General features: G+C 44.2%; 30 protein-coding genes. 28 read left to right on the top strand and 2 right to left on the bottom strand.

Annotated features, from left to right (window positions below; genetic code table 11):
• Positions 1–6: 6 nt before the first annotated feature.
• The 3 genes from tuaH to LQ247_RS02890 all read left to right on the top strand — a co-directional run bounded on the left by tuaH (position 7) and on the right by LQ247_RS02890 (position 3,788).
• Positions 7–1,194, top strand: coding sequence for a teichuronic acid biosynthesis protein TuaH (gene tuaH / locus LQ247_RS02880; protein WP_231005547.1), 1,188 nt, complete (start codon positions 7–9; stop codon positions 1,192–1,194).
• 130 nt (positions 1,195–1,324) lie between these two features.
• The gene (locus LQ247_RS02885; protein ID WP_095292064.1) at positions 1,325–2,389 is read left to right on the top strand and encodes a glycosyltransferase family 4 protein; all 1,065 of its coding nucleotides are present in this window, start codon (positions 1,325–1,327) and stop codon (positions 2,387–2,389) included.
• Positions 2,390–2,519: 130 nt separating this feature from the next.
• Positions 2,520–3,788, top strand: a complete 1,269-nt coding sequence (locus LQ247_RS02890; protein WP_231005549.1) for a Kelch repeat-containing protein — start codon at positions 2,520–2,522, stop codon at positions 3,786–3,788.
• Positions 3,789–3,845: 57 nt separating this feature from the next.
• Here LQ247_RS02890 and LQ247_RS02895 read toward each other — a convergent pair whose 3' ends face one another.
• Entirely contained in the window at positions 3,846–4,922 is a 1,077-nt protein-coding gene (locus tag LQ247_RS02895; protein ID WP_144497831.1) for an LCP family protein, read from the bottom strand.
• Positions 4,923–4,936: 14 nt separating this feature from the next.
• The gene (locus tag LQ247_RS02900) at positions 4,937–5,575 is read right to left on the bottom strand and encodes a YigZ family protein (protein WP_023856394.1); all 639 of its coding nucleotides are present in this window, start codon (positions 5,573–5,575) and stop codon (positions 4,937–4,939) included.
• Positions 5,576–5,797: 222 nt separating this feature from the next.
• Between LQ247_RS02900 and LQ247_RS02905 the strand changes: the two genes are divergently transcribed.
• The 25 genes from LQ247_RS02905 to cccB all read left to right on the top strand — a co-directional run bounded on the left by LQ247_RS02905 (position 5,798) and on the right by cccB (position 26,621).
• On the top strand, positions 5,798–6,955 hold the full coding sequence (locus LQ247_RS02905) for a sensor histidine kinase (protein WP_020453119.1): 1,158 nt from the start codon (positions 5,798–5,800) through the stop codon (positions 6,953–6,955).
• An 81-nt stretch (positions 6,956–7,036) separates the two neighbouring features.
• Positions 7,037–7,726 carry a two-component system response regulator DegU gene (gene degU / locus LQ247_RS02910; RefSeq protein WP_003185730.1) on the top strand — a complete coding sequence of 230 codons (690 nt, stop codon included), beginning with the start codon at positions 7,037–7,039 and terminating at the stop codon, positions 7,724–7,726.
• Positions 7,727–7,845: 119 nt separating this feature from the next.
• A complete protein-coding gene (locus LQ247_RS02915) occupies positions 7,846–8,688 on the top strand; it encodes a DegV family protein (RefSeq protein WP_020453118.1) in 843 nt (280 codons plus the stop codon).
• A gap of 123 nt (positions 8,689–8,811) precedes the next feature.
• The gene (locus tag LQ247_RS02920) at positions 8,812–10,206 is read left to right on the top strand and encodes a DEAD/DEAH box helicase (protein ID WP_144497830.1); all 1,395 of its coding nucleotides are present in this window, start codon (positions 8,812–8,814) and stop codon (positions 10,204–10,206) included.
• A gap of 54 nt (positions 10,207–10,260) precedes the next feature.
• A complete protein-coding gene (locus LQ247_RS02925; RefSeq protein ID WP_020453116.1) occupies positions 10,261–10,545 on the top strand; it encodes a late competence development ComFB family protein in 285 nt (94 codons plus the stop codon).
• Positions 10,502–11,239: a double zinc ribbon domain-containing protein gene (locus LQ247_RS02930; protein ID WP_101561407.1), complete on the top strand. Its 738-nt coding sequence runs from the start codon at positions 10,502–10,504 to the stop codon at positions 11,237–11,239. Before LQ247_RS02925 ends, LQ247_RS02930 begins: the two co-directional genes overlap by 44 nt.
• A 58-nt stretch (positions 11,240–11,297) precedes the next feature.
• Positions 11,298–11,717, top strand: a complete 420-nt coding sequence (locus LQ247_RS02935; protein ID WP_020453114.1) for a TIGR03826 family flagellar region protein — start codon at positions 11,298–11,300, stop codon at positions 11,715–11,717.
• A 79-nt stretch (positions 11,718–11,796) separates the two neighbouring features.
• On the top strand, positions 11,797–12,063 hold the full coding sequence (gene flgM, locus LQ247_RS02940; protein WP_020453113.1) for a flagellar biosynthesis anti-sigma factor FlgM: 267 nt from the start codon (positions 11,797–11,799) through the stop codon (positions 12,061–12,063).
• Positions 12,064–12,081: 18 nt separating this feature from the next.
• Positions 12,082–12,558 carry a flagellar protein FlgN gene (locus LQ247_RS02945; protein ID WP_023856391.1) on the top strand — a complete coding sequence of 159 codons (477 nt, stop codon included), beginning with the start codon at positions 12,082–12,084 and terminating at the stop codon, positions 12,556–12,558.
• Between the two features lie 15 nt (positions 12,559–12,573).
• The gene (gene flgK / locus LQ247_RS02950; protein WP_149169325.1) at positions 12,574–14,097 is read left to right on the top strand and encodes a flagellar hook-associated protein FlgK; all 1,524 of its coding nucleotides are present in this window, start codon (positions 12,574–12,576) and stop codon (positions 14,095–14,097) included.
• A 10-nt stretch (positions 14,098–14,107) separates the two neighbouring features.
• On the top strand, positions 14,108–15,019 hold the full coding sequence (gene flgL, locus LQ247_RS02955) for a flagellar hook-associated protein FlgL (protein WP_231005551.1): 912 nt from the start codon (positions 14,108–14,110) through the stop codon (positions 15,017–15,019).
• Between the two features lie 49 nt (positions 15,020–15,068).
• Positions 15,069–15,635, top strand: coding sequence for a DUF6470 family protein (locus tag LQ247_RS02960; protein WP_231005553.1), 567 nt, complete (start codon positions 15,069–15,071; stop codon positions 15,633–15,635).
• Between the two features lie 21 nt (positions 15,636–15,656).
• Positions 15,657–16,088 (top strand): flagellar assembly protein FliW, encoded by a 432-nt coding sequence (gene fliW, locus LQ247_RS02965; RefSeq protein WP_023856387.1) that lies wholly within the window; start codon positions 15,657–15,659, stop codon positions 16,086–16,088.
• Positions 16,082–16,306 carry a carbon storage regulator CsrA gene (csrA, locus tag LQ247_RS02970; protein ID WP_003185697.1) on the top strand — a complete coding sequence of 75 codons (225 nt, stop codon included), beginning with the start codon at positions 16,082–16,084 and terminating at the stop codon, positions 16,304–16,306. Before fliW ends, csrA begins: the two co-directional genes overlap by 7 nt.
• 134 nt (positions 16,307–16,440) lie before the next feature.
• Positions 16,441–17,373: a flagellin Hag gene (gene hag, locus LQ247_RS02975; protein WP_231005555.1), complete on the top strand. Its 933-nt coding sequence runs from the start codon at positions 16,441–16,443 to the stop codon at positions 17,371–17,373.
• A 183-nt stretch (positions 17,374–17,556) separates the two neighbouring features.
• A complete protein-coding gene (gene flaG / locus LQ247_RS02980) occupies positions 17,557–17,898 on the top strand; it encodes a flagellar protein FlaG (RefSeq protein WP_023856383.1) in 342 nt (113 codons plus the stop codon).
• Positions 17,899–17,917: 19 nt separating this feature from the next.
• Positions 17,918–19,399, top strand: a complete 1,482-nt coding sequence (locus tag LQ247_RS02985; protein ID WP_023856382.1) for a flagellar hook-associated protein 2 — start codon at positions 17,918–17,920, stop codon at positions 19,397–19,399.
• Between the two features lie 18 nt (positions 19,400–19,417).
• Positions 19,418–19,819, top strand: coding sequence for a flagellar export chaperone FliS (gene fliS / locus LQ247_RS02990; protein WP_020453103.1), 402 nt, complete (start codon positions 19,418–19,420; stop codon positions 19,817–19,819).
• Positions 19,819–20,160, top strand: coding sequence for a flagellar protein FliT (locus tag LQ247_RS02995; protein WP_020453102.1), 342 nt, complete (start codon positions 19,819–19,821; stop codon positions 20,158–20,160). The genes fliS and LQ247_RS02995 overlap by 1 nt, the downstream gene beginning before the upstream one ends.
• A 9-nt stretch (positions 20,161–20,169) precedes the next feature.
• Complete coding sequence (locus tag LQ247_RS03000; RefSeq protein ID WP_020453101.1) at positions 20,170–20,547, top strand: hypothetical protein; 378 nt, start codon at positions 20,170–20,172, stop codon at positions 20,545–20,547.
• Between the two features lie 231 nt (positions 20,548–20,778).
• Positions 20,779–21,339: a ribosome hibernation-promoting factor, HPF/YfiA family gene (gene hpf, locus LQ247_RS03005; RefSeq protein ID WP_020453100.1), complete on the top strand. Its 561-nt coding sequence runs from the start codon at positions 20,779–20,781 to the stop codon at positions 21,337–21,339.
• Between the two features lie 160 nt (positions 21,340–21,499).
• A complete protein-coding gene (gene secA / locus LQ247_RS03010) occupies positions 21,500–24,025 on the top strand; it encodes a preprotein translocase subunit SecA (protein ID WP_231005556.1) in 2,526 nt (841 codons plus the stop codon).
• Between the two features lie 62 nt (positions 24,026–24,087).
• Positions 24,088–25,189, top strand: a protein-coding gene (gene prfB, locus LQ247_RS03015) for a peptide chain release factor 2 (RefSeq protein ID WP_096748347.1) whose coding sequence is annotated in 2 segments (ribosomal slippage) — positions 24,088–24,159 and positions 24,161–25,189 — 1,101 coding nt in all. Because the reading frame shifts where the segments join, the coding sequence is not laid out codon by codon here.
• 202 nt (positions 25,190–25,391) lie between these two features.
• The gene (locus LQ247_RS03020) at positions 25,392–26,246 is read left to right on the top strand and encodes a YitT family protein (RefSeq protein WP_020453097.1); all 855 of its coding nucleotides are present in this window, start codon (positions 25,392–25,394) and stop codon (positions 26,244–26,246) included.
• A 48-nt stretch (positions 26,247–26,294) separates the two neighbouring features.
• A complete protein-coding gene (cccB, locus tag LQ247_RS03025) occupies positions 26,295–26,621 on the top strand; it encodes a cytochrome c551 (protein WP_020453096.1) in 327 nt (108 codons plus the stop codon).
• Positions 26,622–26,863 lie beyond the last annotated feature (242 nt).

A 26,863-nucleotide genomic window follows, 5' to 3' on the forward strand; every position in this document is an offset into this window, starting at 1 on the left:
AGGTGATTGAAAGTGAAAGCAGATCAAGTCATACACGTCATAGTAGCGACAGGTGAATGGGGACAGGATCAGCTAAGGTACAGAAGGCACCGCCTTGCTGAGTTTTTGGCTGGCCGCCAGGAGACGAAGGAAGTCATTTGGGTCTGTCCGTCTGAAAATCCTTCCCGCGAGACATTTACATTGCTTGACAACGGAATCAAGCAATTTGCAGTCAAAGATTTTTTGAAAAAGAAAATATTCAGGTTTGCCCGCTACAAGGATGTTTTTTATAAAAGCAAGCTGAAGCCGCTGCTTGACCGGCTGAAAGAAGACGTTCAGGGGGAAAAGGTGTGCTTATGGTACACATTCCCCGGTTTTCCGCTGCTGTCATCACTTTATCAGTGGGATCAGGTCATCTATGACTGCAGTGACCTGTGGGCGGCGCCGATCAGCGGAAGCCAAAGCCTTGTCTCAGGATTCAGGCAAAAGGTTATTTTTGAAGCTGAAGGCAGAATCATTAAAGCTGCTGATACGATTTTTTGCACTTCTGAATATTTGCACCAAAACGTAGCAGACCGGCTTCAAGGAGAGACAAAGCCGGTTTTTACAATCGAAAATGGTGTGGAATACAGCTTGTTTGCGAAAAATAAGCAAAAAGCCGATGTATTGAACGGAAGGGAAGGCACCGTCCTCGGCTTTATCGGCGGAATTAAGCCGAAGCTCGATTTTAAGCTCATCAAAGAAGCTGCCAAAACCAAAAAAGAGTGGACGTTTTTATTTGTCGGTCCTGACGGGACAAACGGAGATGAAGATTTTAAAGCGCTTCTTGAAGAAGAAAATGTCATTTGGACGGGGCCCGCTGCGCCGTCGGAAGTACCGGCTTATATGAATGTAGTGGATATCGGGATCATGCCGTATAAACCGTCGCCATATAATAATGCGGTATTCCCTTTAAAGCTGTTTGAATTTTTGGCTGCCGGAAAGCCTGTCGCCGGTATGAACCTTCCTTCAACAAAAAAGGTTGAACAGGAACACGTTTACCGTCATCTAACAGGAAACGACCCCGTTGAATTTACAGCGCTGTGTGAAGAGCTGGAGCTTGCGCATGAAGATGTCTCCCATGTGGAACTGCGCAGAAAGATCGCACATGAAAGAGACTGGCATCATTTATTTTTATCGATGCTTGATAAATTGAACTTGAATAAAGATGCATAATTTGCGGCGGGGGATATTAATTCATGATGTTTCTTTTGGCTGGAGCTTGTTATAATAAATAATGAAATTGTATAATGAAAAGGTATGATCTTTAATACGACCAGACTTCATTTAAAAAGGAGACTTCCTTATGTCTTATGAACGCACTGTACTTGCGTTTTTTGTCTCTCTCATTACTGTTTTAATTATTACTCCGCTTGTCAAACGTCTAGCAATCAAATCCGGGGTCGTGGATCAGCCGGATAAACGAAAGATACATGATAAAGTAATGCCGAGAATGGGCGGTTTAGCCATTTTTATAGGAGTATTGACCGGTTCGCTTGCCGGCGGCCTTTATGAAAACAGAATAACAGCAATTACACTCGGTGCTTTTATGATTGTCATTTTGGGCATTGTAGATGACAAACACAATTTAAGCGCGAGAATTAAATTTATCGTTCAAATATTAGTAGCCTGCATCATCGTCAGTACAGGCTTAAAAATGGAATTTTTATCGATTCCATTTTGGGATCTTCGCTTTGATTTGGGGTGGCTCGCATACCCTCTGACGATTTTATGGATCGTCGGGATCACCAATGCCATCAACTTAATCGACGGATTGGACGGACTGGCTGCGGGTATATCCGTCATCGGCCTTTCGACGATTGCCGTCATGGCTTTTTCTGCCGATAAAATCTTGATCTTCTCTCTGTCGCTGGTTGTCATCGGAAGCACGATCGGCTTTCTGTTCTATAACTTCCACCCGGCGAAAATTTTTATGGGAGACACGGGCTCGCTCTTCTTGGGCTATGTGATCTCGGTTCTGTCGCTGCTCGGACTGTATAAAAGCGTGACCCTGTTCAGCGTCGTCATTCCAATCATTATATTAGGAGTGCCGATATTTGACACGACATTCGCGATCATCAGGCGTATTTTAAACAAACAGCCGATTTCGGCGCCCGACAAATCGCATATTCACCACAGGCTGATGGCCTTTGGCCTGTCCCATCGGAAAGCCGTCATCGTCATTTATTTAATCGGCGTCGTCTTCAGCCTGAGCGCCATTCTTTTAAAAACCGCGACGCTCTGGGTGTCCATCTTCATCATCTTCGGCTTAATTCTGTTCATGCAGATCATCGCAGAGGTGACAGGCCTTGTAAATGAGCAGTACAAGCCCTTTACGAAGTTTTACAGGCGGATGGTGAAGAGGAATTGAGAAAAGACCTGATTTCATTCATTTTTGAAATCAGGTCTTTTTGTCTTTTAAATACAAGCTAATGTTAAATATCCATCTGATTAGACGATAAAGGAAATGGAGGAATATTTTATTATAAGGAGTGTTTTTTGTGAAAAAGCTGTTCTTTATGTTTGTAATTTTGTTTTCAGCTGTTTTGTCGCCGTTTGGAAGTGCGTCAGCAGAGGAAAACAGCGGGAAGAGCTGGGTAAGTAAAGCTGATTTACCGGAGGTCAGAAGCGCCGCGGCTACTGCTGTTGTTGATGGAAAGATTTATGTGATTGGAGGATTCGGATCTGAAAATATAGCGACTAACACAACATATGTTTATGATCCTAAAACAAATGAGTGGACGCAAAAAACGGATATGCCTACCAAAAGAGCAGGTGCTGCAGTGGCAGTTGTGGATCATAAAATATATGTGATTGGTGGTAATACATTTAATACCAGCAATTATGCAAACACTGAAAAAGTTGAAATTTATGATTATAAAACTGACACTTGGGAAAGGGGGGTTGATGCCCCAGTAAAAAGTTATTTATCTTCAGCGGCTGTTATAGATAATACGATTCACTTATTTACTCAACAAGGGCCAAGTATGCCAACGCATTTTGCATATAACACAGCAACGAAGAAGTGGGACACAAAATATCGTCAACCTAGAAATAATTCAGGTGCAGCAGCTGCTACTGTCAACGGAAAAATATATTATATAGGTGGGGGAACGCATAACAGTGGTGGTTCACTTATTTCAGGATTTATCTATGAATATGATCCAAAAACAGACAATTGGGTTAAGAAGAGTAACTTAAAAAGTCTGGCTACATATGTATCAGCTGCAGTGGTTGGTAACAAAATTTATATTGCAGGCGGAGCTATAGGCAAAAATTCTGTTACTTCTAAAGTCCAAGTATATGATCCAAAAAGTGATACAGTAGAGGAAATTCAAAATCTTCAATATAAACGGGCAGGTGCAGCAACAGTTGCTGTTGGAAAGGATTTATATGCAATAGGTGGAAGTGAAAGTGTAAACCTTAATTCGTTGCATTCTTCTAAATTTAGGTCTGTTGAAATGCTGTCACTAGATTCAAAGAATCCGAATGACGACAACCAAGGCAAAACAGATGACAAAGACCAATCAGAAGAAGGAGACGCGCTGCTTGTTATTACGATGGTAAACGGCCTTCAAAAGGAGTATCAGCTTTCAATAAAAGAAGTGAATGCTTTTTTGAGTTGGTACAAGCAGAGAGATGCCGGTGAGGGTCCAGGTTTTTATGAAATTGATGAACATGATAATAATAAAGGACCATTTGAGAGCAAAAAGGATTATGTCGTCTTTAATAATATTTTGATGTTTGAAGTCAATAAATATAAGAAATAATTTTAATAACTAAAAAACCTCTTGGAAACTGTCATCAGTTTTCAAGAGGTTTTTTCATTAAGAAGAAGCAGCAGACGATTCAGCTGAGCTGTCTGTCCCGTCAGCGGTTGCGGAAGATTCAGACGATGTTCCGCTTGAATCAGCGGTTGAGTCCGGATACAAGTGATGGGTCAATTCATTTTGCACGTTTGCAAGGTTTTGCTGGTCAGGCTCAAAGTAGTAAACATCAGCGATCGTAAGATCTTTTCCTGTGATGTTTAATGTTTTTATATCATCACCAGCAAAGCCGCTGTAGATTTGCTGAAGCGCCAGAGCCTGTGTGATTTTGAAGTTTGTCTGAATGTTTTTGCTTGCTTTTTGGGCTATTTTATCAATTTTAGCGAGGTTTTGCGGTTTTGAGATTTGATCAAGAACGGCTTTTAAGATTTGCTTTTGTCTGTCGTTTCTCCCGAAGTCTCCCCGCTTATCCTGTTTTCTCATCCTTGCGTAGGCAAGAGCTTCCTCTCCATTTAGATGCATGTTCCCTTTTTTAAAATAGATTCTCTTGGATTTGGAGACATCGCTTTTTTCGCTGAAATCAAACGGGACGTCAATATCGATTCCGCCGATTTCATCGATGACATCTTTGAACCCGTCAAAATCGACTGTGGCATAGTAATCGATCGGGATTCCGAGGAAGTCCTCTACCGTCTCGATTGTTTCATCCTTGCCGCCTTTTGCATAGGCCGCATTTATTTTTGTTTTTGTGCCGGTTGTGTCACTGGCCAAATGCACCCTTGTGTCCCTCGGAATGCTCAGCATTTTCATCGACTTCTTTTTAGGATCGAGCGTCACGACAATCAGGGAATCCGTCCGTCCGTGCTCGCCGTTTGTCGAATAATCTTCAACACCCATAAAAAGAATCGAAAACGGCTTTTTTTGAATATTAACGACATCGTCCCTGAGCTTTGACTTCTCTCCGCGCTCAAGCTCATCATAAGTGCCGTCAGCAGCGGAAATCGTGTTAATAATTTTATATATGCCCACTCCGCCGACTACGAGAAGTGCGAGCAGCATAAGGACTATAAACCGTTTAATCAGCTTTCTCTTTTTATTCTTTTTTTTTCGCACTTTCACTTTAATACGCTCAGCCATATAATAATTCTCCTTTAATTGTTAAAAGCTTCTTCCAAATAAACTTGAATGCCTTCTCTATTCTCACTCTTGCCATTTGTTAATTCGGTTATCCATTCCGTAAATGCCTGTTTTTCACTTTCCTTCACATACGTTTCAAATTCGACATCGTCGGCATAATGAATGTCTTTTATTTGATAAGGGGACTCGCGAAGCTCGTTTTCAAGCTTGCCGAGCCATGTATAGTTCACTGTCGTGTGCATCACCCGCATCAGCTTTCGTTCGACAACGCCGACATGGTTCAGCCCCTCTGACACGGATTTTCCATAAGCCCGTATCAGCCCTCCAGCGCCGAGTTTAATACCGCCGAAATACCTCGTCACAACGGCGCACGTATCTTTAAGGTTGCGTTTCTTCAAAACTTCAAGCATCGGAACTCCAGCTGTCCCGCTCGGTTCTCCGTCATCATTCGCTTTTTGAATTTGATCATTTTCTCCTATGACGTAAGCCGAGCAATTATGCGTCGCATTCCAATGCTGCTTTTTTATGTGATTGATAAAGTTCTGTGCTTCTTCTTCAGTACTGACGCGGCTTAAGTGACATATAAACCGGGATTTTTCAATCACGATTTCATGGGTCCCTTCACCTGCAACAGTGAGATAACTTTGCAGCATGCCTGCTTACCTCCTGACAAGCCATGCGGCTGTTCTCCTAAAAATCGAACAGACTTAGAATTTTGGCGCGTATTTTGTTATGATTAAATAGAAATGGATCGGTAACCATAAAAAGACCAAAAAACCAGAATACGCATTCTTTCATTATAATTCGACACGAATTTCAGTTCAATGAAATTTATGATAAAAGTAAATGACAATGCTGTTACGGAGGGAAAATGGGTGAGTGTTTCCAAAATGGACTCCAAAGTTTTAGATTCAATCATTATGAAGATGTTAAAAACGGTTGATGGGAGCAAGGATGAGGTCTTTCAAATCGGAGAGCAGTCCCGTCAGCAATATGAAGGCTTGGTAGAAGAGCTGAAGCAGATTAAACAGCAGGTCAACGAAGTCATCGATCTTGGAGACAGGCTGGAAGTGCATGCCCGCCATGCGCGAAACCGCTTGTCTGAGGTCAGCAGAAACTTTCATAAATTCAGTGAAGAAGAGATTCGCGAAGCTTATGAAAAAGCCCACAAACTGCAGGTTGAACTGACGATGATCCAGCAGCGTGAAAAGCAGCTGAGAGAGAAGCGTGATGATCTGGAACGGCGCCTTTTGGGGCTTCAGGAAATCATCGAGCGTTCAGAAGGGCTTGTCAGCCAGATTACCGTCGTCTTAAACTATTTAAATCAGGATCTGCGCCAGGTTGGCGTTCTCCTAGAAGATGCGCAGGCCAAACAGGATTTCGGACTGCGGATCATCGAAGCCCAAGAGGAAGAAAGAAAAAGGGTCTCAAGGGAAATCCACGACGGCCCTGCGCAAATGCTGGCCAACGTCATGATGAGATCTGAGCTGATCGAACGCATCTTCAGAGACAAAGGAACAGAAGAAGGCTTTCAGGAAATTAGAAACCTCCGGCAAAACGTCAGAAATGCTCTTTATGAAGTCAGAAGAATCATTTATGATTTAAGACCGATGGCTTTAGATGATTTGGGATTGATACCGACGCTCAGAAAATACTTGAACACGATCGAAGATTATCATGGAAAAGCAAAGATCCATTTCCAATGCATCGGTGAATCCGAAGATAGAAGAATAGCACCGCGGTTTGAGGTTGCACTTTTCCGGCTTGCACAGGAAGCAGTGACAAACGCCTTAAAACACTCCGAATCAACTGAGATTCATGTTAAAGTAGAAGTGACAAAAGATTTTGTGACGTTGATTATCAAAGACAATGGAAACGGCTTTGACTTAAAAGAAGTTAAAGGCAAGAAGAACAAATCTTTCGGTCTGCTAGGTATGAAAGAAAGAGTCGATTTGCTCGAAGGTTCAATGACAATCGATTCGAAAATAGGTCTTGGGACATTTATTTTGATTAAAGTTCCGCTGTCTTTGTAAAGATAATTGTAAAATAGAGACAAAAGACATATTGACCATAAAAGCGGTGTGTTTAACAATGAGAATGGGGAGGCGTAGCTTGTGACTAAAGTAAATATTGTAATTATTGACGATCATCAGTTATTCCGTGAAGGTGTCAAACGGATTTTGGATTTCGAACCTACCTTTGAGGTAGTGGCCGAAGGAGACGACGGAGATGAAGCGGCTCGCATTGTCGAGCACTACCATCCTGATGTGGTAATCATGGATATTAATATGCCGAATGTAAACGGCGTAGAAGCGACAAAACAACTGGTCGACTTGTATCCGGAATCAAAGGTTATTATTTTATCTATCCATGACGATGAAAACTATGTTACACATGCATTAAAAACAGGAGCCCGCGGCTATCTGCTGAAAGAAATGGATGCCGACACGCTGATCGAAGCCGTGAAAGTTGTGGCTGAAGGCGGATCTTATCTGCATCCTAAGGTTACTCATAATCTTGTGAATGAATTCCGCCGTCTTGCAACAAGCGGTGTATCATCTCACGCTCAACATGAAGTGTATCCGGAAATCCGGAGACCTCTTCACATTCTTACCAGAAGGGAATGCGAGGTTCTGCAGATGCTGGCGGACGGAAAAAGCAACCGCGGAATCGGCGAATCATTATTTATCAGTGAAAAAACGGTTAAAAACCATGTCAGCAACATCCTTCAAAAAATGAATGTAAACGACAGAACGCAGGCTGTCGTTGTAGCCATTAAAAATGGCTGGGTAGAAATGAGATAAAGGTGGACTTGCCATAAGGCAGGTCTTTTCTTTTAGCAGAAAATCAAACTTTATAATGAAAAAAGCTGCTTTTTCTTTTAGAATAGAAAAGAGTATCTTTCATAAGGAAGGTTTATTTCATGAAAACAGCAGTAGTAACAGACAGTACGGCATATATACCTAAAGACCTGCGTGAGCGCTACAATATTTATATGATACCTCTCAATGTGATCTTTGGAGAGACTTCATACAGGGAAGAAATCGATATGAGCTGGAAGGACTATTACAAAGAAGTAAAAGCTCACGAAAATCTCCCGACGACTTCCCAGCCCGCATACGGCGAGCTGATTTCTCTCTATGAAAAACTCGGGGAAACATATGATGCGGTCATCAGCATCCACCTTTCCAGCGGCATCAGCGGAACATTCAACAGCGCTGTATCAGCACGCGGTATGCTTGAAGGAATTAAAGTGTATCCGTTTGATTCAGAAATCAGCTGCATGGCTCAAGGTTTTTATGCGATCGAAGCGGCTGAGATGGCGGAAAAAGGAGCGGCTCCGGAAGAAATCATTCGCCACTTGGATCATATGAAAACCTCAATGAGGGCTTATTTTATGGTTGACGACCTTTCGCATTTGCAAAGGGGAGGACGCCTGAGCGGCGCCCAGGCTTTTGTCGGAAGCCTTTTAAAAGTAAAGCCGATTTTGCATTTTGAGAACAAGCTGATCGTTCCCTTCGAAAAAATCCGGACGAGAAAAAAAGCGATGAACCGTTTATTTGAGCTTTTTGGCGAAGATGCCGAAAAAGGAAAGCCGTTGAGAGCGGTTGTGATTCATGCCAACCGTGAAGAAGAAGCCGATCAAATAATCGAAGAATTGTCGCAGCAATACGCACATGTCGAATTTTATAAAAGCTATTTCGGGCCTGTGATCGGCACCCACCTTGGTGAAGGAGCAATGGGTATCGCCTGGTATACAGTATAAAAGCCAATCTCCGTTTTGCAAAACGGAGATTTTTTCTTTTTCTACGGTTTTGGAGGGAGATTTTTAGATTTTGACTGTTTTACAAGAAAACATGGATGATAGATACTGAATGGCAGATTGGAGGTGATTCACATCGAACATCCGGCATCCTATTCCTGTGAATTGCGGTCATGTTTGGAGCAGCGCCACCTTCTGAAAAGCGAACTTCCTTTTCCGGAACCTGTCATTGATTGGCATATCCAAGAAGGCCTGATAAAAACGGAGGAAGGCATTAAAAAAACGAAGAGAGGCTTTGTTTGCTTGAGGTGCGGCCAGCACGAGCGCTTCTGTTTCGCTCGATATCCTTGCTATAGGTGCAATAAATGCTGCGTGTACTGCCGAGCCTGTGTCATGATGGGCAGGGTGAGCGAGTGTACGTCTCTGTTGACTTGGCGTGGACATGGCAGACATGAATGGGCGCCTGTTTACACGGAGTGGAAAGGCGTACTTTCAGCCGGTCAGGAAAAAGCGGCAAAATCTATTATCGATGCTATACGCAGGAAAGAAGAGCTGTTGATCTGGGCGGTTTGCGGATCGGGAAAAACGGAACTTCTTTTTCAAGGGATCGAATTCGCGCTGAACAACGGTTTGAGAGTATGTATCGCCACTCCGAGAACAGACGTTGTGCTTGAGCTTGAACCGCGGTTTCGCCACGCCTTTCCCGGGGTGGAAATCGCCGCTTTATACGGAGGGAGCCCAGACGTTGGAACTCTCTCGCCGCTTGTCATTTCAACTACCCACCAGCTGCTCCGCTATAAAGAAGCATTTGACGTGATCATCTTAGATGAAGTGGATGCTTTTCCGTATTCTATTGATAATACGCTGCAATACGCTGTTAAAAAATCGGCAAAACGGCAAAGCGCACATATCTATTTAACCGCCACGCCTTCTAGAGATATGAAGAAAAGGGCTGAGAGCGGAAAGCTGCACACCGTCCGTATTCCCGCAAGATTCCACCGCAGCCCGCTGCCTGAACCTACATTGATTTGGTGCGGAAATTGGGAAAGGGGTTTGAAACGAAGAAAAGTTCCTTTTCGCCTCAAAAAATGGCTTTTTAAGCACCAGGAACTGCAGCATCCGGTTTTTCTGTTTGTTCCCTCTATCCCTGTTCTTAAAACCGTGGTCAGTCTGCTGAAAAAGGAAACATTTCGCGCAGAAGGAGTCTATGCCGAAGACCCTGAGAGAAATGAAAAAGTGAACCGGTTTAGGAAAAGTAAGCTTGAGGTGCTCGTGACGACAACGATTTTGGAAAGAGGTGTAACCGTCAAAAAAGCACAGGTTGGAGTATTGGGGGCAGAGTCGGCTGTTTTTTCGGAAAGCGCTCTTGTCCAAATGGCCGGCAGAGCCGGCAGGCATCCCGAGCACACAGATGGAGACGTCTGTTTCTTTCATCACGGCAGGACAAAGTCGATGAATGCGGCACGACGTCATATTCAATATATGAATAAACTGTCTAAAAAGGAAATGTTGATTGACTAGTCTGATATTCATGGTAAAGTATACCTATGAATATAAAATGAGGAGCGGTGCCGGATGCTAGTCAATGCTAAAGAGGCTGTTTTGGAAGAGTTGTTTGATCAGTATATCGAACAGCTGCACATGAGCTGTAAGTGCAGCAGGTGCAGAGAGGATGTGCTCGCCTTGGCTTTAAATGCAGTAAAACCGCAATATGTAACAGATGAGTCGAAGCTGACTTACATAAAAGCAGAGCTCGTTGACAAACAAAAAAATACATCAATGCTCGTCACCTTGGCTGAAGCTGCCAGAAAGGTGAATGACAACCCGCTTTGCGAAAGCAATCGAAAAGGGAGGAAATGAACTGCATTGTTTAATTTGTGAAGCGCCTCTTTTACATTCTCTTTCATGGCGCGCTTTATTCTTTTTACGATCAGAAGAGAAAATATGCAGGGCATGTAAAGACAATTTTATCAGGATCGAAGGAAGAACGGTGTGCCCTAAGTGCGGGCGCCCCCAAGAGAGCGAAGAACTTTGCGGTGACTGCCTAAAATGGGAAGCTGATCCGTTAACCCGCTCTCTTTTGAGGCAAAACCGCTCTGTCTATATCTACAATACCTTCATGAAAGAAGTCCTTGCCCGTTTTAAGTTCAGAGGTGATGCTGAACTGGTCTTCGCTTTTGCTCCTTCATTTATCAATGCTTTCCACCAATATTACCGCCACACTCCAGCTGTTTTAGTTCCGATACCACTCAGTGAAGAACGTAAAGCGGAGCGGGGATTCAATCAGGCGGAGAGGCTTGCTTCCTTATTAAAAAAACCCGTTATGCATCCTTTGATCAGAATCGAAAATGAAAAACAATCCAAAAAAAGCAGAAAAGAACGGATCAAGCCCAAAACGGTTTTTAGAACCGAAAAGGGATCGGTAAAGAATCTGGATATCATATTGATCGACGACTTGTATACGACAGGGGCGACCCTTCATCATGGCGCTGATTGTCTGATGACATCCGGTGAGGCAAAATCTGTATCATCATTTACATTAATTCGAAGCTAAATCATTTTTTTTCCCTGCCGATATAAAAGATAGAATTTAAGGATAGGGGTCAAAATTTATGAGTCAATTGGCGAATTGTCCAAGATGTAATGCATTGTTTATGAAAAGCAGTTTTCAAACCGTTTGCGTTTCATGCTTGAAAGAAGAAGAACGTGCGTTTGAAACCGTTTATAAATTTCTGAAAAAACAGGAAAACCGACAGTCTACAATGTTTCAGATCGTAGAAAAAACAGGTGTCGAAGAAGAGTTAATATTGAAGTTCATCAGACAGAAACGCATTCAAATCTCCAATTTTCCGAATCTCGGCTATCCGTGCGAAAGGTGCGGCACACTTATTCGGGAGGGGCGTTATTGCCTGTCATGCGATCAAGATTTAGCATCGCAAATGAGTCAATTAGACCAGCTGGAGCAGCTTGAAAAAGAGAAGAGAAATAGTTCTAAAGGCACGTACTATACCTTTAATCCTAAAAATGACTGATTCCCTAAACTAACTTGAAGCTCAGACGATAAAATGAGTATGATCATAGATAACTATGGCGGAAAGTGAGAGGAATCCCATGAAGATCAACCAATATGGAACACAACCTGTTAATCCTTATCATAAATCATTTGAAAAACAAACAGCTTCTTCCCAGGCTGCAGCACAGCCGGAAGATAAAGTTGAGATTTCTGCGAAAGCAAAGGAGCTGCAAAAAGGCCCTGATTTAATGAAGGAGCGTCAGGAGAAAATTGCCCAGCTGAAAGCAGCCGTGGAGAATGGAACATACAAAGTGGACGGCAAAGGCATAGCTGAAAAAATGGTTAATTTTTATAAACAGCAATAAAAGGAGGAAGTCAGTTCAGTGAAACGGGTGATTGAAGAGCTGGAGCGCTTATGCGTGCTGCATGAACATCTGCTGTCTCTGTCGGAACAAAAAACGGAGGCGCTGAAGACGAACGAAATAAAGGCACTTTCAGAAATCGTGACGAAAGAACAAAAGTATGTGCAAGCCATTGAACAAACGGAGCAGTCCCGCATTGAAGCAACTAAAAGCTGTATCGGCAGCTCGGACGCGACCATCAGCGCATGTATCAGCAGAGCTGCGGGCGGCGAGAAAAAGGTGCTGGAACAGCTGTATGCCAAGCTCTCACAGCTCGTCATCCGTTTAAAGGATGTGAACGATTTGAATAAGCAGCTGACTTTTCAGTCGCTTCAATTTATCTCGCTTACATTTGATATGCTCCTTCCGAAAGAAAGCGGTTCGAATTATGGAAAAGAGCAGCAGTCAAATCAGACAGGCGGGACAAAACGGCTTTCTTTATTCGACTCAAAAGCTTAGAACGGAGTGAAAAAGATGACAAACCCAACTTTTTTAGGGCTGGAAATCGCCAAAAGAGGCTTGTCCGCGCAGCAATCAGCTCTGAGCGTGACAGCGAACAATATATCCAATGCCAATACCGAAGGGTATTCAAGACAGCGTGTCACATTTAAAGCGTCAACCCCTTATCCGTCCGTATCAAGAAACTCTGTCGGGCTTGCCGGCCAGATGGGTACAGGCGTTGAGGTCGGTTCGGTTGAACGGGTAAGAGACAGCTTTCTGGACTATCAATACCGGACGCAGAATACAAAGGCAGGCTATTACAATGCAAAAGTGGACGCTTTTAACCAAATGGAAGGGATTATGAATGAACTGAATGACACCGGATTAAACAAGGTTCTGAATTCATTCTGGAATTCCATTCAGGAATTGACGAACAACGCTCACGAGCCGAGCGCTGCTTCTGTCGTCGGACAAAAAGGGCAGGCGGTCGCCGAGACATTTAACACTCTGTATAAATCGCTGACAACCGTTCAATCAAATTTAGGCGACCAGATTGATCAAGATGTGATGACGATCAACTCGCTTTTGTCACAGCTGAACAGCTTAAACGAGCAAATTGCCAAAGTCGAGCCGAACGGCTATCTCCCGAATGATTTGTACGATAAACGTGATCAGCTCCTTGATGAACTGTCTTCAATGGTTAATATCAAAGTCAGCTATACGAAGACTGGCGGCAACCCACTTGCAACCGCTGAAGGCATTGCATCAATCGAAATCCTGGACGAAAACGGCCAGTCTCTGGGCAAGGTTCTTGACGGACCAAACTTTACGACTGAAACTGTCAAAGTAAATTACGACAACGATACAGGCCTTGTGACAGGTGTTTCCCTCGGCGGGACGGACATCGGCATCGATTCGTTTACTAGCAAAGGATCGCTGCTCGGTTTAATCGAGTCTTACGGATATATGTCAAACGGTAAAGAAAAGGGTTTGTATCCTGAAATGCTCGCAGATCTGGATACGCTGGCGCTTGCTTTTGCGAAAGAGTTTAATGCAGTCCATCAAAGCGGGTTTACTTCATCGGGAGAACCGGGAGGCATCTTTTTTGAATTTACCGGAGGAGAGGCTGAGCCTGCAAAGGGAGCCGCCGGCAAAATCAAAGTAGCCGATGAGATCATGAATTCAAAAGGCGATAAAGTCGCTGCATCGCTGAATGGTGAAGCGAGCGACAACTCCAACGCGACAAATCTCGCTAATGTCTTCACCAAGAAAATTCAAATCGGCGACAAAACGACGACCGTTTTAGACTATTATGCAGGCATCATCGGTGAAATGGGTGTAAAAGCTCAGGAAACAAACAGACTGGCTAAAAATACAGAAACGCTTGTAAACACTGCTGAGTTGAACAGGCAGTCTGTAAGCGCCGTATCATTAGACGAAGAAATGTCGAACATGATCCAATTCCAGCATGCTTATAACGCAGCTGCGAGAATGATAACGCTGCAGGACGAAGTCCTCGATAAAATTATTAACGGCATGGGTGTCGTGGGAAGGTAGGTAAAGATTCATGCGGGTAACCCAAGGGATGATCGCAAAAAACTCTTTGCGCTACATCAATTCAAGCTATGGAAAGCTGGATAAGCTTCAATCCCAGATTTCGTCAGGAAAAAAGATTTCAAAGGCGTCCGATGATCCCGTCGTCGCAATGAAAAGCCTGAAGTACAATACGCAATTGTCCCAGGTTAAACAATATCAAAGCAATGCCTCCCAAGCTTTTACATGGCTTGAAAACACGGAAACGAACATTACAGAAGGCATTGATATCATGGGGAAAATCAGGGAGCTGACTGTTAAGGCTCAAAACAGTACAAACGGCGGGGATGAACTAAATGCGATCGGAGTCGAAATCGGCCAGCTGAAAGACCAGCTGATTCAGATCGCCAATACGCAGGTCAACGGCCGCTACCTCTTTAACGGTACGAACTCTGACGTCGCTCCGATCACAAAAAACGCCGATGGTACTTACACATACAATTTTGAAAACTATACAAGCAGCTCTGACGTCAACATCAATGTTTCGCCAAACGCAACCTTAAATGTAAACTCAAATCCGATTTCGGCTTTCGGCGGGCAGTCAGGCAGCGGACAAAATGTGTTTGAAATGATTGAGTCTCTCGAGAACGCCTTAAAAGCGGGAACAATGGAAGGGATGGAAAACGCCCTCTCAGACATTGACCAGTTTTCCAATCAGATGAGCAATGAGCGGTCTGATATTGGAGCGCGCTACAATCGGCTCGAATTGATCAATTCACGGCTGAGCGAACAGGAAGAGACGGCGACAAAAGTTTTGTCAGACAACGAAGATGTTGAGCTTGAAGAAATCATTACTGAATTTATTACACAGCAATCGGTTCACAGAGCTGCACTTGCTATAAACGCGAAAATCGTTCAGCCGACACTGGTTGACTTTTTAAGATAAAAGCGACTCTATCCGAGTTGCTTTTTTTCAGCAAAAGGAGGATATCATAATGGAGATGCCGAGGCTGATCATGCAAAATATCCCGGGCCGCATCGGTTTAACAACAACGCCGCCGGATTTGAAAATGGAACAGCCGCGCGCCGACTTGAAAATCGAGCAGCCGCCGGCTGAACTGGAGATGACAACTACCCCTTCGAAGCTCACGATTGACCAGACTAAAGCATGGGAAGACTTAGAAAGAAAGCATATCTTTAAAAGGATTGAAGAAGGGGCGCAGCAAGGCTATCAGGATTGGCTTGCCGGAATGGCTCGGACCGCTGAAGAAGGGGACGAGATGATGCGGATTGAAATCGAAGGCAATCCGCTTGCAGACCAGGCGAGACGAATCAGCGAGCCTGAACCGATTCAAATCGGCGTTCATTTTACGCCGTCATTTGACAGGGTGAAGATCGCATATGAACCTGCTAAAGTGAACATTGAAGCGACGCTGCGTAAGCCTGTTATCGAAGCAACGCCGAATAAACCGGTTGTTAACTATACGCCAGGCAGTGTGAAGGTTGACATGCTCCAATATCCGGAGGTAAAAATAGATGTGGAATACCCAAAACAAAAGTAATTTAGCAAAGGATCGTGAATGATGATCATCAAAACGAAGTATCACGGAGAAACACAAATTCAAGAAGATCAGACGATCATGTTTAAAAACGGCCTGCCCGGATTTACAGGCGAAAAGAAATTTGTCATTCTGCCGCTGTCCGAGGATTCGCCGTTTGTCGTCCTTCAGTCGGTGCAGTCGGAAGAGCTTGCATTCATTGTCGCCAGTCCGTTCGTCTTTTTCAAAGATTATGGCTTTGATCTTGATGAAACGACGGTTGAACTTCTTGAAATCGAATCTGCCGAAGACGTTGAAGTGATGGCGATTTTAACGATCGAAGAGCCGTTCGAGAAATCAACGGCCAATTTGATGGCGCCGATTGTCGTAAACCGCAGAAAAATGCTTGCCAAACAAGTGATTTTGCATGACTCTTCTTATCAAACAAAGCAGCCGATAGGAGGGGAAGCATGCTAGTTCTATCCCGCAAGCTCAATGAAGCGATTCAAATCGGAGACGATATCGAAGTGAAGATCATATCCGTTGACGGCGACCAGGTGAAAATCGGCATTGACGCGCCGAAGCATATCGAAATTCACCGCAAGGAAATCTATTTGGCGATCCAGGAAGAAAACAGCCGGGCCGCTTCCATCTCAAACGATTTGCTTGCGAAATTGTCCTCACAAAAAAAGTGAGGATTTTTTTATTTTTGCTATAAACAATTTTAAGGCATCTCCGATATAAAGTATGTAGCAGGAAGGACAGCCTGAATGCTCCAAAATATGCACATGGACGTGCAATCAAACACATTTCAAGGAGGAAATATACAATGAGAATCAACCACAACATTGCAGCGCTTAACACGCTGAACCGTCTGTCTTCAAACAACGGCGCAAGCCAAAAGAACATGGAGAAGCTTTCTTCTGGTCTTCGCATCAACCGTGCTGGAGATGACGCAGCAGGTCTTGCAATCTCTGAAAAAATGAGAGGCCAAATCCGCGGTCTAGAAATGGCTTCTAAGAACGCTCAAGACGGCATCTCTCTTATCCAAACAGCTGAAGGTGCATTGACTGAAACTCACTCAATCCTTCAACGTGTTCGTGAACTAGTTGTTCAAGCTGGAAACACTGGTACACAACAAACTGAGGACTTAACAGCTATTCAAGACGAAATCAAAGCATTAAAAGAAGAGGTTGATGGAATTTCAAACCGTACAGAATTCAACGGTAAGAAATTGTTAGACGGTACTTTCAAAGCACCGGCAGATCCAACAGCCCCAGCGGCAGGTGACAAATCTTTAGTTTTCCAAATTGGTGCTAACGCAAAGCAACAAATTTCTGTTAACATTGAAAAAATGAGCACTGATGCATTAGGAGTTAAAGACCCTGCAGATACTACTGGTCAAACTATGTTAGCTAACCAATCAGTTAAAGATATCGATGTAACTAAATTTGCTGATAATGCAGCAGATGCAACAGATGTAGGTTTTGATACTCAACTTAAAATCGTTGATTCAGCGATCAACCAAGTCTCTGCACAACGTGCTAAGCTCGGTGCAGTTCAAAACCGTCTAGAGCACACAATCAACAACCTAAGCGCTTCAGGTGAAAACCTAACAGCTGCTGAGTCTCGTATCCGTGACGTTGACATGGCGAAAGAAATGAGCGAGTTCACGAAGAACAACATTCTTTCTCAAGCTTCTCAAGCGATGCTTGCTCAAGCGAACCAACAGCCGCAAAACGTTCTTCAGTTGCTTCGTTAATTTTAAAAAGATCTTGGCCTTTGCCAAGGTCTTTTTTTATATTTGTCCAAGAATCCTTTGCAGGGATTCTTTTTTTATTTAAGCCGCTTTGCCTTTCTCATAATTTTTTTCCATAAAGATGTTTAATCTCATTCTCCCTTAGCCGATATAAGTTTTAGATCATAGCATAGGGGATGGTAAAAATTGTCGATCAATAGATTGTCATCTTTAGAACCCATTATTGATGCTTACAAAACGCAGATGATGAATAAACAGTCTGAAGCTGTAGAACGCCCGCAGCAGACGGACGCTGCAGAATTTACATTTGCTCAGCTTGAGAAAACCGTACAAGGTGCAAACAACCTTTTAGAGCCGTCGCAAGTCCACCTTCAGTTTGTGCTTCATGAAAAACTGGGAGAGTATTATGTGAAAGTCGTGGACAATCGGACAGAGGAAGTCGTCCGTGAGATCCCGCCAAAAGAGTGGCTCGATTTTTATGCGGCGATGGCGGAGTTCATGGGATTAATTGTCGATAAAACTACATAGAACAGGAGTGTTAGATGATATGGCGATCAGAATATCAGGTTTGGCTTCAGGGATGGATGTAGACGATATTGTCAGCAAATTAATGAAAACGGAGCGCGTCCCGCTCGATAAGCTCACACAAAAGAAACAGACTTTGGAATGGCAGCGTGACAGTTATCGTGAAATCAATACGAAAATCAAAGGCTTGCAGGAATCAATCAACCTTATGCTCCGTCCCAGCACGTACGGCGCGAAAAAGGTGATAAGCTCTAACGAGTCGGCTGTTACGGCAACAGGTACCACGAATGCGGCATCAGGCACGATTCAAATCAACAAGCTGGCAACCGCCGCCACCTATAAGACTTCTAGCCTTTCAGGGTATACAGGGAGCGATCAAACGTTAACTTTCCAAGTGACAGCTCCTGGAGAAACGACTGCAAAAAAAGTTGAAATCAGCGTCAGCAGCACGGATACGCTGGATGACATCGTTTCCAAAGTCAATAAATCAAATTTGGGCGTAACCGCTATGAAAGAAAAGATTTATAACGGTTCTGAATACGTAGAAACGATCGCTTTCACATCAAAAGCAACCGGCGCAGGGGGCAGCATCCAGGCAGCTGATGATGCGACGGCAAGCTTTATGTCCAATCAGCTCGGTTTTGCGCTTGACGCAGACAACAAGCTGACAGCCAGTCAGGCAGGTCAAAATGCCGAAGTTGTCATCAACGGATTGCAGATTGAGAAGACAACGAACAACTTTACCGTTAATAATGTGACATATCAGCTGAAGAATACGACAAACAGCCCCGTTTCGATAGATGTATCTACTGATGTGGACGGTATATACGAAAAGATTAAAGATTTTGTTACACAGTACAATGAACTGATCGATATGGCCAACGGCAAGCTCACGGAAAAGAAATACCGCGACTATACACCGCTGACAGAAGAACAGAAAAAAGATATGACGGAAAAGCAAATTGAGCTGTGGGAAGAAAAAGCGAAAAGCGGACTGTTAAGGGGTGACACGATTTTAAGCGGTGCCACCAACCAAATGCGTACTGATTTTTATTCAAATGTTTCTGTAAACGGCGAATCGCTGCAGCTCACTCAGTTTGGAATTACGACATCGAGCGTTTACAGTCAGCGCGGTCATTTAGAGATAAATGAAAAAAAACTGAAAGAAAAGATCGCAGAAGATCCCGACAGTGTGGCTAATCTCTTTATGGCGGGAACGAGCAGCACTGAAAACTATAATGAAAAAGGCATCATGAGACGCCTTCAGACAGTTTTGACCGATACGAAAAAGCAGATTGAGGATAAAGCCGGAAATTCAGCAATGACAAACAATCAATTTACAATCGGGAAAAACTTGAATACAGTTGAATCTGACATTTCGTCAATGAACGCCCGCCTGAAACAAGTCGAAAATCGCTATTACACAAAATTCACGGCGATGGAAAAAGCGATTCAAAAAGCGAACGAACAATCGACATACTTATTACAAATGCTTGGACAATAATATTGTGGAGGATCAAGAATGGCTTTAAACAACCCGTATGCAGCTTATCAGCAAAATTCAATCAACACGGCGACCCCTGGAGAATTGACGCTTATGCTATTTGATGGCTGCCTTAAATTTATGAAGCTGGCGAAACAGGCAATTGAACAAGAGGATATGGAAACGAAAAATACGAACCTTGTTAAAGCTCAAAAGATTATTCAGGAGCTCAATATCACTCTTGACCGGAAAGTCGAATTGGCCGCATCAATGGGGGCAATGTACGAGTATATCCACCGCCGCCTGGTTGAAGCCAACATTCGCAATGACAAAGATATCGTGACGGAAGTCGAAGGGTATGTTAAAGATTTACGCGATGCCTGGAAGCAAGCGCTTCAAATCGAACGGCAGGGCCGGTTCGGATCGGGCGGGCTGGCATAATGGAAAAGATTGAGCTGCTGTACAGCGAAACAAAACATATGCTCGCTCAAATAAAAGACGCTCCGGAAAGTGATGAGCTGGTTCAGGCAATCGAAGCTTTTCTTGAAAAACGCGATGGCTTGATCAAGGAGATCAAGCCGCCTCTTTCTGAGACAGAAAAGCAGCAGCTGCGGCAAGTGACGGATATGGAGCCATTGCTCATGGCCGAACTGAAAAGGCTGCAGCAGGCTGTCAAACATGAGCTGCTTCAGGCGAAGCAGAAGCGAGCCATGCATCATTCCTATATCAATCCGTACGCCAACATGACGATTGACGGCACATATTATGACAAGCGCAAATAGGTGATCGCTTTGACAAGCACCGACGATTACATGCTCTTAACGACTTATTATCAGCTTTTGTTTACGATTGAAGAGGGGTTTTGCTATTTAATAGAAGCGAATCAAGATTTGGCGAAGACAGAAGGAGAGCGGATTTTTAACGATTTAATCTATGCTTTTTTTCAGTTGGATTCGTCGCACGCTGTATTGCTGTCGATTTTGGAGACAAGCTGTGCCAAATCTTCGATTCGTTTTTTTGACAGAGTCTTCCGTGAGTTTGACAGTCTGATTTATTACAATTATCCGTCTGCTGAATTTCAGCATGACTTAACCCATCATTTTTTACCGCTTTATCGGGAATGGATGAAAACGATCCACCAATGCATGAGACCTTACGTTATCCATTGACGGCATACACCTGACAGGTGTATGCCATATTTTTTAAAAAGCAAAAATGGCGTTCTGATTTTATTCGCATGTGAATATATTTAAGATTTAATAAAGGGGTTCAAATGACAGGAGACAATCTTCGTCAAAATTCACGGATTTTTCACATAATTTTTACGTTTATGCAGGAATTCAGCAGGGAAAAGACGAAATGTATTTACATATCCTTAATATAAAGGAGGCGTTCTTTTGATGGAGTACAACGTCAGAGGAGAAAACATTGAGGTAACACCAGCGTTAAGAGAACACGTCGTGAAGAAAATTGGAAAGCTTGAGCGTTATTTTGAAAATAACGTTGATGCGATTGTTCACGTCAACTTGAAATTCTACAACGATCAGGAATCTAAGGTGGAAGTGACAATTCCAATGACAGACCTCTCTCTCCGTGCGGAAGTTCACCACGAAGATATGTACAATGCAATCGATCTCGCAACGAACAAACTGGAGCGTCAAATTCGCAAGCACAAAACAAAAGTGAACCGGAAATTCCGCGAAAAAGGTTCTCCGAAGTATGTTTTTGCCGAAGAAAACGGCATCGGAACGGCCGTGCAGGATGACGCTGAGGATGAACAGCCGCAGGTTGTCCGTCAAAAACGCTTTAATTTAAAACCGATGGATAATGAAGAAGCGATTTTACAAATGAATATGCTTGGACACAGCTTCTTTGTATTCACGAACGCCGAAACCAATCTGACCAATGTGGTCTACCGAAGAAACGACGGAAAATACGGTTTGATCGAACCGAACGAATAAATATATCAAGTCCCCTCCCGGATCTTCCGCAGAGGGGATTTTTTCCGTTTCCCCGCGGTAAATTGTTTGGAAATGACAAAAGGTATGATATGATATTGCATATATAAAAATTACTGTTTACTCATACTTAAACAAGGAAAATAAAGAGGAGCGTTATTCTATGCTTGGAATTTTAAATAAAGTGTTTGATCCGACAAAACGCACGCTCAGCCGTTATGAAAAGAAAGCGAACGAGATTGATGCGCTCAAGGCAGATATAGAGAGGCTTTCAGACGAAGCTTTGAAACAAAAGACAATCGAGTTCAAAGAGCGCCTTGAAAAAGGCGAAACAGTTGACGATCTTTTGACTGAAGCGTTTGCCGTTGTCAGGGAAGCTTCCCGGCGTGTGACAGGCATGTTCCCGTTTAAGGTTCAGCTGATGGGAGGCGTTGCCCTTCATGAAGGGAATATCGCCGAAATGAAAACGGGGGAAGGTAAAACGCTGACGTCCACAATGCCTGTTTATTTGAACGCTTTGTCAGGGAAAGGCGTTCACATCGTGACGGTCAACGAATACCTGGCGAGCCGCGATGCTGAAGAGATGGGAAAAATCTATGAATTTCTCGGGCTGACAGTCGGCTTAAACCTGAACAGCCTTTCAAAAGACGAGAAGCGTGAAGCCTATGCAGCCGATATTACGTACTCTACGAATAATGAGCTTGGCTTTGACTACTTGCGCGACAACATGGTGCTTTATAAAGAGCAGATGGTTCAGCGTCCGCTTCATTTTGCAGTCATCGATGAAGTCGACTCGATTTTGATCGATGAAGCAAGAACGCCGCTCATCATTTCTGGACAAGCGGCCAAATCCACAAAGCTTTACGTTCAGGCCAATGCGTTTGTCCGCACGTTAAAAGTGGATCAGGACTACACATACGATGTGAAAACAAAAGGCGTTCAGCTGACTGAAGAAGGGATGACAAAAGCAGAAAAGGCATTTGGCATCGAAAACTTGTTTGATGTCCGCCATGTCGCCTTAAACCATCATATTGCCCAGGCGCTTAAAGCCCATGCGGCGATGCATAAAGACGTCGATTACGTCGTCGAAGACGGCCAGGTCGTTATCGTCGACTCTTTCACAGGCCGTCTGATGAAAGGCCGCCGCTACAGCGACGGGCTCCACCAGGCCATTGAAGCGAAGGAAGGACTTGAGATCCAAAATGAGAGCATGACGCTCGCGACGATCACCTTCCAGAACTATTTCCGCATGTATGAAAAATTGGCAGGGATGACGGGTACGGCAAAAACGGAAGAAGAAGAATTCCGCAACATCTACAACATGCAGGTTGTAACGATTCCGACCAACAAGCCGATCGCCCGTGATGACCGCCCGGATTTAATTTACCGGACCATGGAAGGAAAATTTAAAGCTGTTGCAGAGGATGTCGCCCAGCGCTATATGGTCGGTCAGCCGGTTCTTGTCGGTACGGTTGCGGTTGAAACATCTGAATTGATTTCAAAGCTGCTTAAAAATAAAGGCATTCCGCATCAGGTGTTAAACGCGAAAAACCACGAGCGGGAAGCCCAGATTATCGAAGATGCCGGGCAAAAAGGCGCGGTCACCATCGCGACCAACATGGCGGGACGTGGTACGGACATCAAGCTTGGCGAAGGCGTAAAAGAGCTTGGCGGACTGGCCGTTATCGGTACAGAGCGCCATGAATCACGGCGGATTGACAACCAGCTGCGCGGACGTTCAGGCCGTCAGGGGGACCCTGGTATCACCCAATTTTATCTTTCCATGGAAGATGAATTAATGAAACGCTTCGGTGCAGAACGGACGATGGCGATGCTTGACCGCTTCGGAATGGACGATTCGACGCCGATTCAGAGCAAGATGGTTTCAAGAGCGGTCGAATCTTCACAGAAGCGTGTGGAAGGCAACAACTTTGATGCCCGTAAGCAGCTTCTGCAATACGATGACGTGCTCCGCCAGCAGCGTGAGGTCATCTATAAACAGCGCTTTGAGGTCATCGATTCCGACAACCTCCGCTCCATCGTCGAAAATATGATTAAAGCTTCACTTGAGAGGGCTGTTGCTTCATACACGCCAAAGGAACATCTGCCTGAAGAGTGGAATCTTGAAGGCCTTGTCGAGCTTGTAAATGCGAATTTCCTTGATGAGGGCGGAGTGGAGAAAAGCGACATTTTCGGAAAAGAGCCTGAGGAGATTACAGAGCTCATTTATGACAGGATCAAGACGAAATACGATGAGAAAGAAGAGCGGTACGGTTCTGAACAAATGCGCGAATTTGAGAAAGTCATCGTTCTCCGCGAAGTGGATACGAAATGGATGGATCACATCGATGCGATGGATCAGCTGCGTCAAGGAATTCATCTGCGCGCTTACGCTCAGACAAACCCGCTTCGCGAGTATCAAATGGAAGGCTTTGCAATGTTTGAAAACATGATCGCGGCCATCGAAGATGATGTAGCCAAATTCGTCATGAAGGCTGAAATTGAAAACAACCTTGAGCGCGAAGAGGTCATTCAAGGACAGACGACAGCCCATCAGCCGAAAGAAGGCGATGAGGAAAAACAAGCAAAGAAAAAACCGGTCCGCAAAGCGGTGGATATCGGACGCAATGATCCTTGCTACTGCGGGAGCGGAAAAAAATATAAAAACTGCTGCGGAAGAACAGAATAAAAAGAGGTGCACGCCTCTTTTTATTTTGAACAGGCTGAAATCTATGATGAGGTGAAAGAATAATGGAATTGGCAGAAATCAGACAGGAACTTGAAAATATGGCTACTCGATTAGCGGACTTCAGGGGGTCTCTTTGACCTCGAAACAAAGGAAGCAAGAATCAGCGAATTAGACGAGCAGATGGCTGACCCTGATTTTTGGGGAGATCAGCAGAAAGCGCAGACGATCATTAATGAAGCGAATGCGTTAAAAGATTATGTCAACACGTATAACAAGTTGAGCGAATCTCATGAAGAACTGCAAATGACACACGATCTTTTAAAAGAAGATCCTGACCAAGACCTGCAAAATGAACTGGTCAGCGAGCTGAAAAGCTTAACAAAGCAATTTAACGAATTTGAGCTGCAGCTATTGTTAAGCGAGCCGTATGATAAAAACAATGCGATCCTTGAGCTTCACCCGGGAGCCGGCGGCACCGAATCACAGGATTGGGGTTCAATGCTTCTCAGAATGTACACCAGGTGGGCAGAGCGCCGAGGATTTAAGGTGGAAACCCTTGATTACCTCCCAGGGGATGAAGCAGGAATCAAGTCTGTCACTCTCCTGATCAAAGGACACAATGCCTACGGCTATTTAAAAGCCGAGAAAGGCGTACACAGGCTCGTCAGAATTTCTCCGTTCGACTCATCAGGGCGCAGGCACACGTCGTTTGTGTCTTGTGATGTCATGCCTGAATTCAACGAAGAAATCGACATTGAGATCCGTACGGAAGATATTAAAGTCGATACGTACAGGGCAAGCGGCGCCGGCGGGCAGCACGTCAATACGACAGACTCCGCCGTCAGGATCACCCACCTGCCGACAGGCGTCATCGTCACTTGCCAAACGGAGCGCTCACAAATTAAAAACCGCGAACGTGCCATGAAAATGCTGAAGTCGAAGCTGTATCAGCGCAGAATCGAAGAGCAGCAGGCACAGCTTGACGAAATTCGCGGCGAACAAAAAGAAATCGGCTGGGGAAGCCAGATCCGCTCATACGTTTTCCATCCGTATTCCCTAGTGAAGGATCATAGAACGAACACGGAAATGGGGAACGTGCAGGCGGTTATGGACGGAGACATTGACTCTTTCATCGACGCATATTTGCGTTCAAAGCTTTCCTAAATTGGAGAAAGACACATCCATATTGTGAGATGTGTCTTTTTTTTTGCGGGTAAATCCGCCTGGATATGTTCAGCCTAAGCCGTAAGAAGCTTTGTCCCTCTGCCGCTTTATCCGATTAATACGTTATTTGGCTGTTATTTACTTACAATAAGCTAAATGCTATACTCTCGATTGGTAACGAATCGTGCGGAGGATGACAGATATGAATATGGATAAAACGAGACATCAATTGTTTGCGGTGTTGCGTGACTACGGCTATATCCTGTTTGGATCAGCTGTCGTCGCTATGACATTTAATATGTTTCTGCTTCCCAACCGGATTGCAGCCGGCGGAGTCAGCGGCATCAGCACCATTTTGCAATCATTCGGCTTTGAAGCTGCCTATGTGCAATGGGCATTTAATATTCCTTTATTTATTGCCGGGATTCTCATACTCGGAGGAAAATTCGGCATTAAAACGCTTGTCGGGTCTGTTTTTCTCCCCTTTATCGTATATATGACACGGGACATTGCTCCGGCGACAGAGAATCCGCTCTTAGCCGCCATTTTCGGCGGTGTCGGCATCGGAGTTGGTATCGGGATGGTCTTTCTCGGAAGGGGTTCTACAGGCGGGACTGCGCTGGCTGCGCAAATCATTCATAAGTACACCGGGCTTTCGCAAGGCAAATGTTTGGCGCTGATCGACGGAACGATCGTCCTGTCGGCGATGTTTGTTTTTAACATCGAACAGGGACTGTATGCTATGCTTGGCGTTTATATATCAAGCAAAACCATCGATGTTATCCAGGTCGGGCTGAACCGTTCCAAAATGGCAATGATCATTACCAACCGGGAAGAGGAAGTTCGACATGCGGTACTGAATAAAATTGACAGAGGGATTACGAAAATATCAGCGGTCGGAGGCTATACAGATGATGAGCGGCCCATTTTGATGTGCGTGGTCGGCCAGACCGAGTTCACAAAGCTGAAACAACTTGTGAAACACATTGATGAGTCTGCATTTGTCATTGCGATGGATGCTTCAGAGGTGCTTGGCGAGGGTTTTAAACGCGCGTAATCGAGGTTATAATAAAGGTTGACTTGTTAAAGGAGCTGACTTAAAAAAATGAAAATGAAGCTGTTTACTCTGTTTATGGCTGTTTCTTTTGTGCTGGCTGCCTGCGGGGGCAATAACAATGAAAGCAAAGAGAAAAACACAGGCGGGCAAGCAACTGCAACGGACGGGGAAGAGATTTACCAGCAAAACTGCACAGGCTGCCATGGTAAGGATTTGTCCGGCGGTTCCGCCCCGAGCTTGAAAGAAGTTGGCGGCAAGTATAAGGAAAGCGAAATTAAAGACATTGTAGTCAACGGTCGCGGCGGAATGCCTGGCAATCTTGTAGACGAAAAAGAAGCTGAAGCGGTCGCGAAGTGGCTTTCAGAGAAAAAATAAGAATGCCTTGCCGGTCAGGAGGCGAAGAGAACCTTCTTCACATTCGGGTGAAAAAGGTTCTTTTTTTGTTGAAAAGGCCTTTATACCTATTAAAGAACGAAGAAAAACAAGTTCTTTTATCACATGAAAGGCCCAAAGTACAAATTTTTTGTCTGATTTTGCGTTTTTCCTATAACTTATGTCGGCATTGAAACAAAACTGTAATATCATTTTGTCTAATCTTGACGTATAATGGGTGTTGT

The sequence above is a fragment of the Bacillus sp. BS3(2021) genome (assembly GCF_021043345.1).
Lineage (GTDB): Bacteria > Bacillota > Bacilli > Bacillales > Bacillaceae > Bacillus > Bacillus paralicheniformis.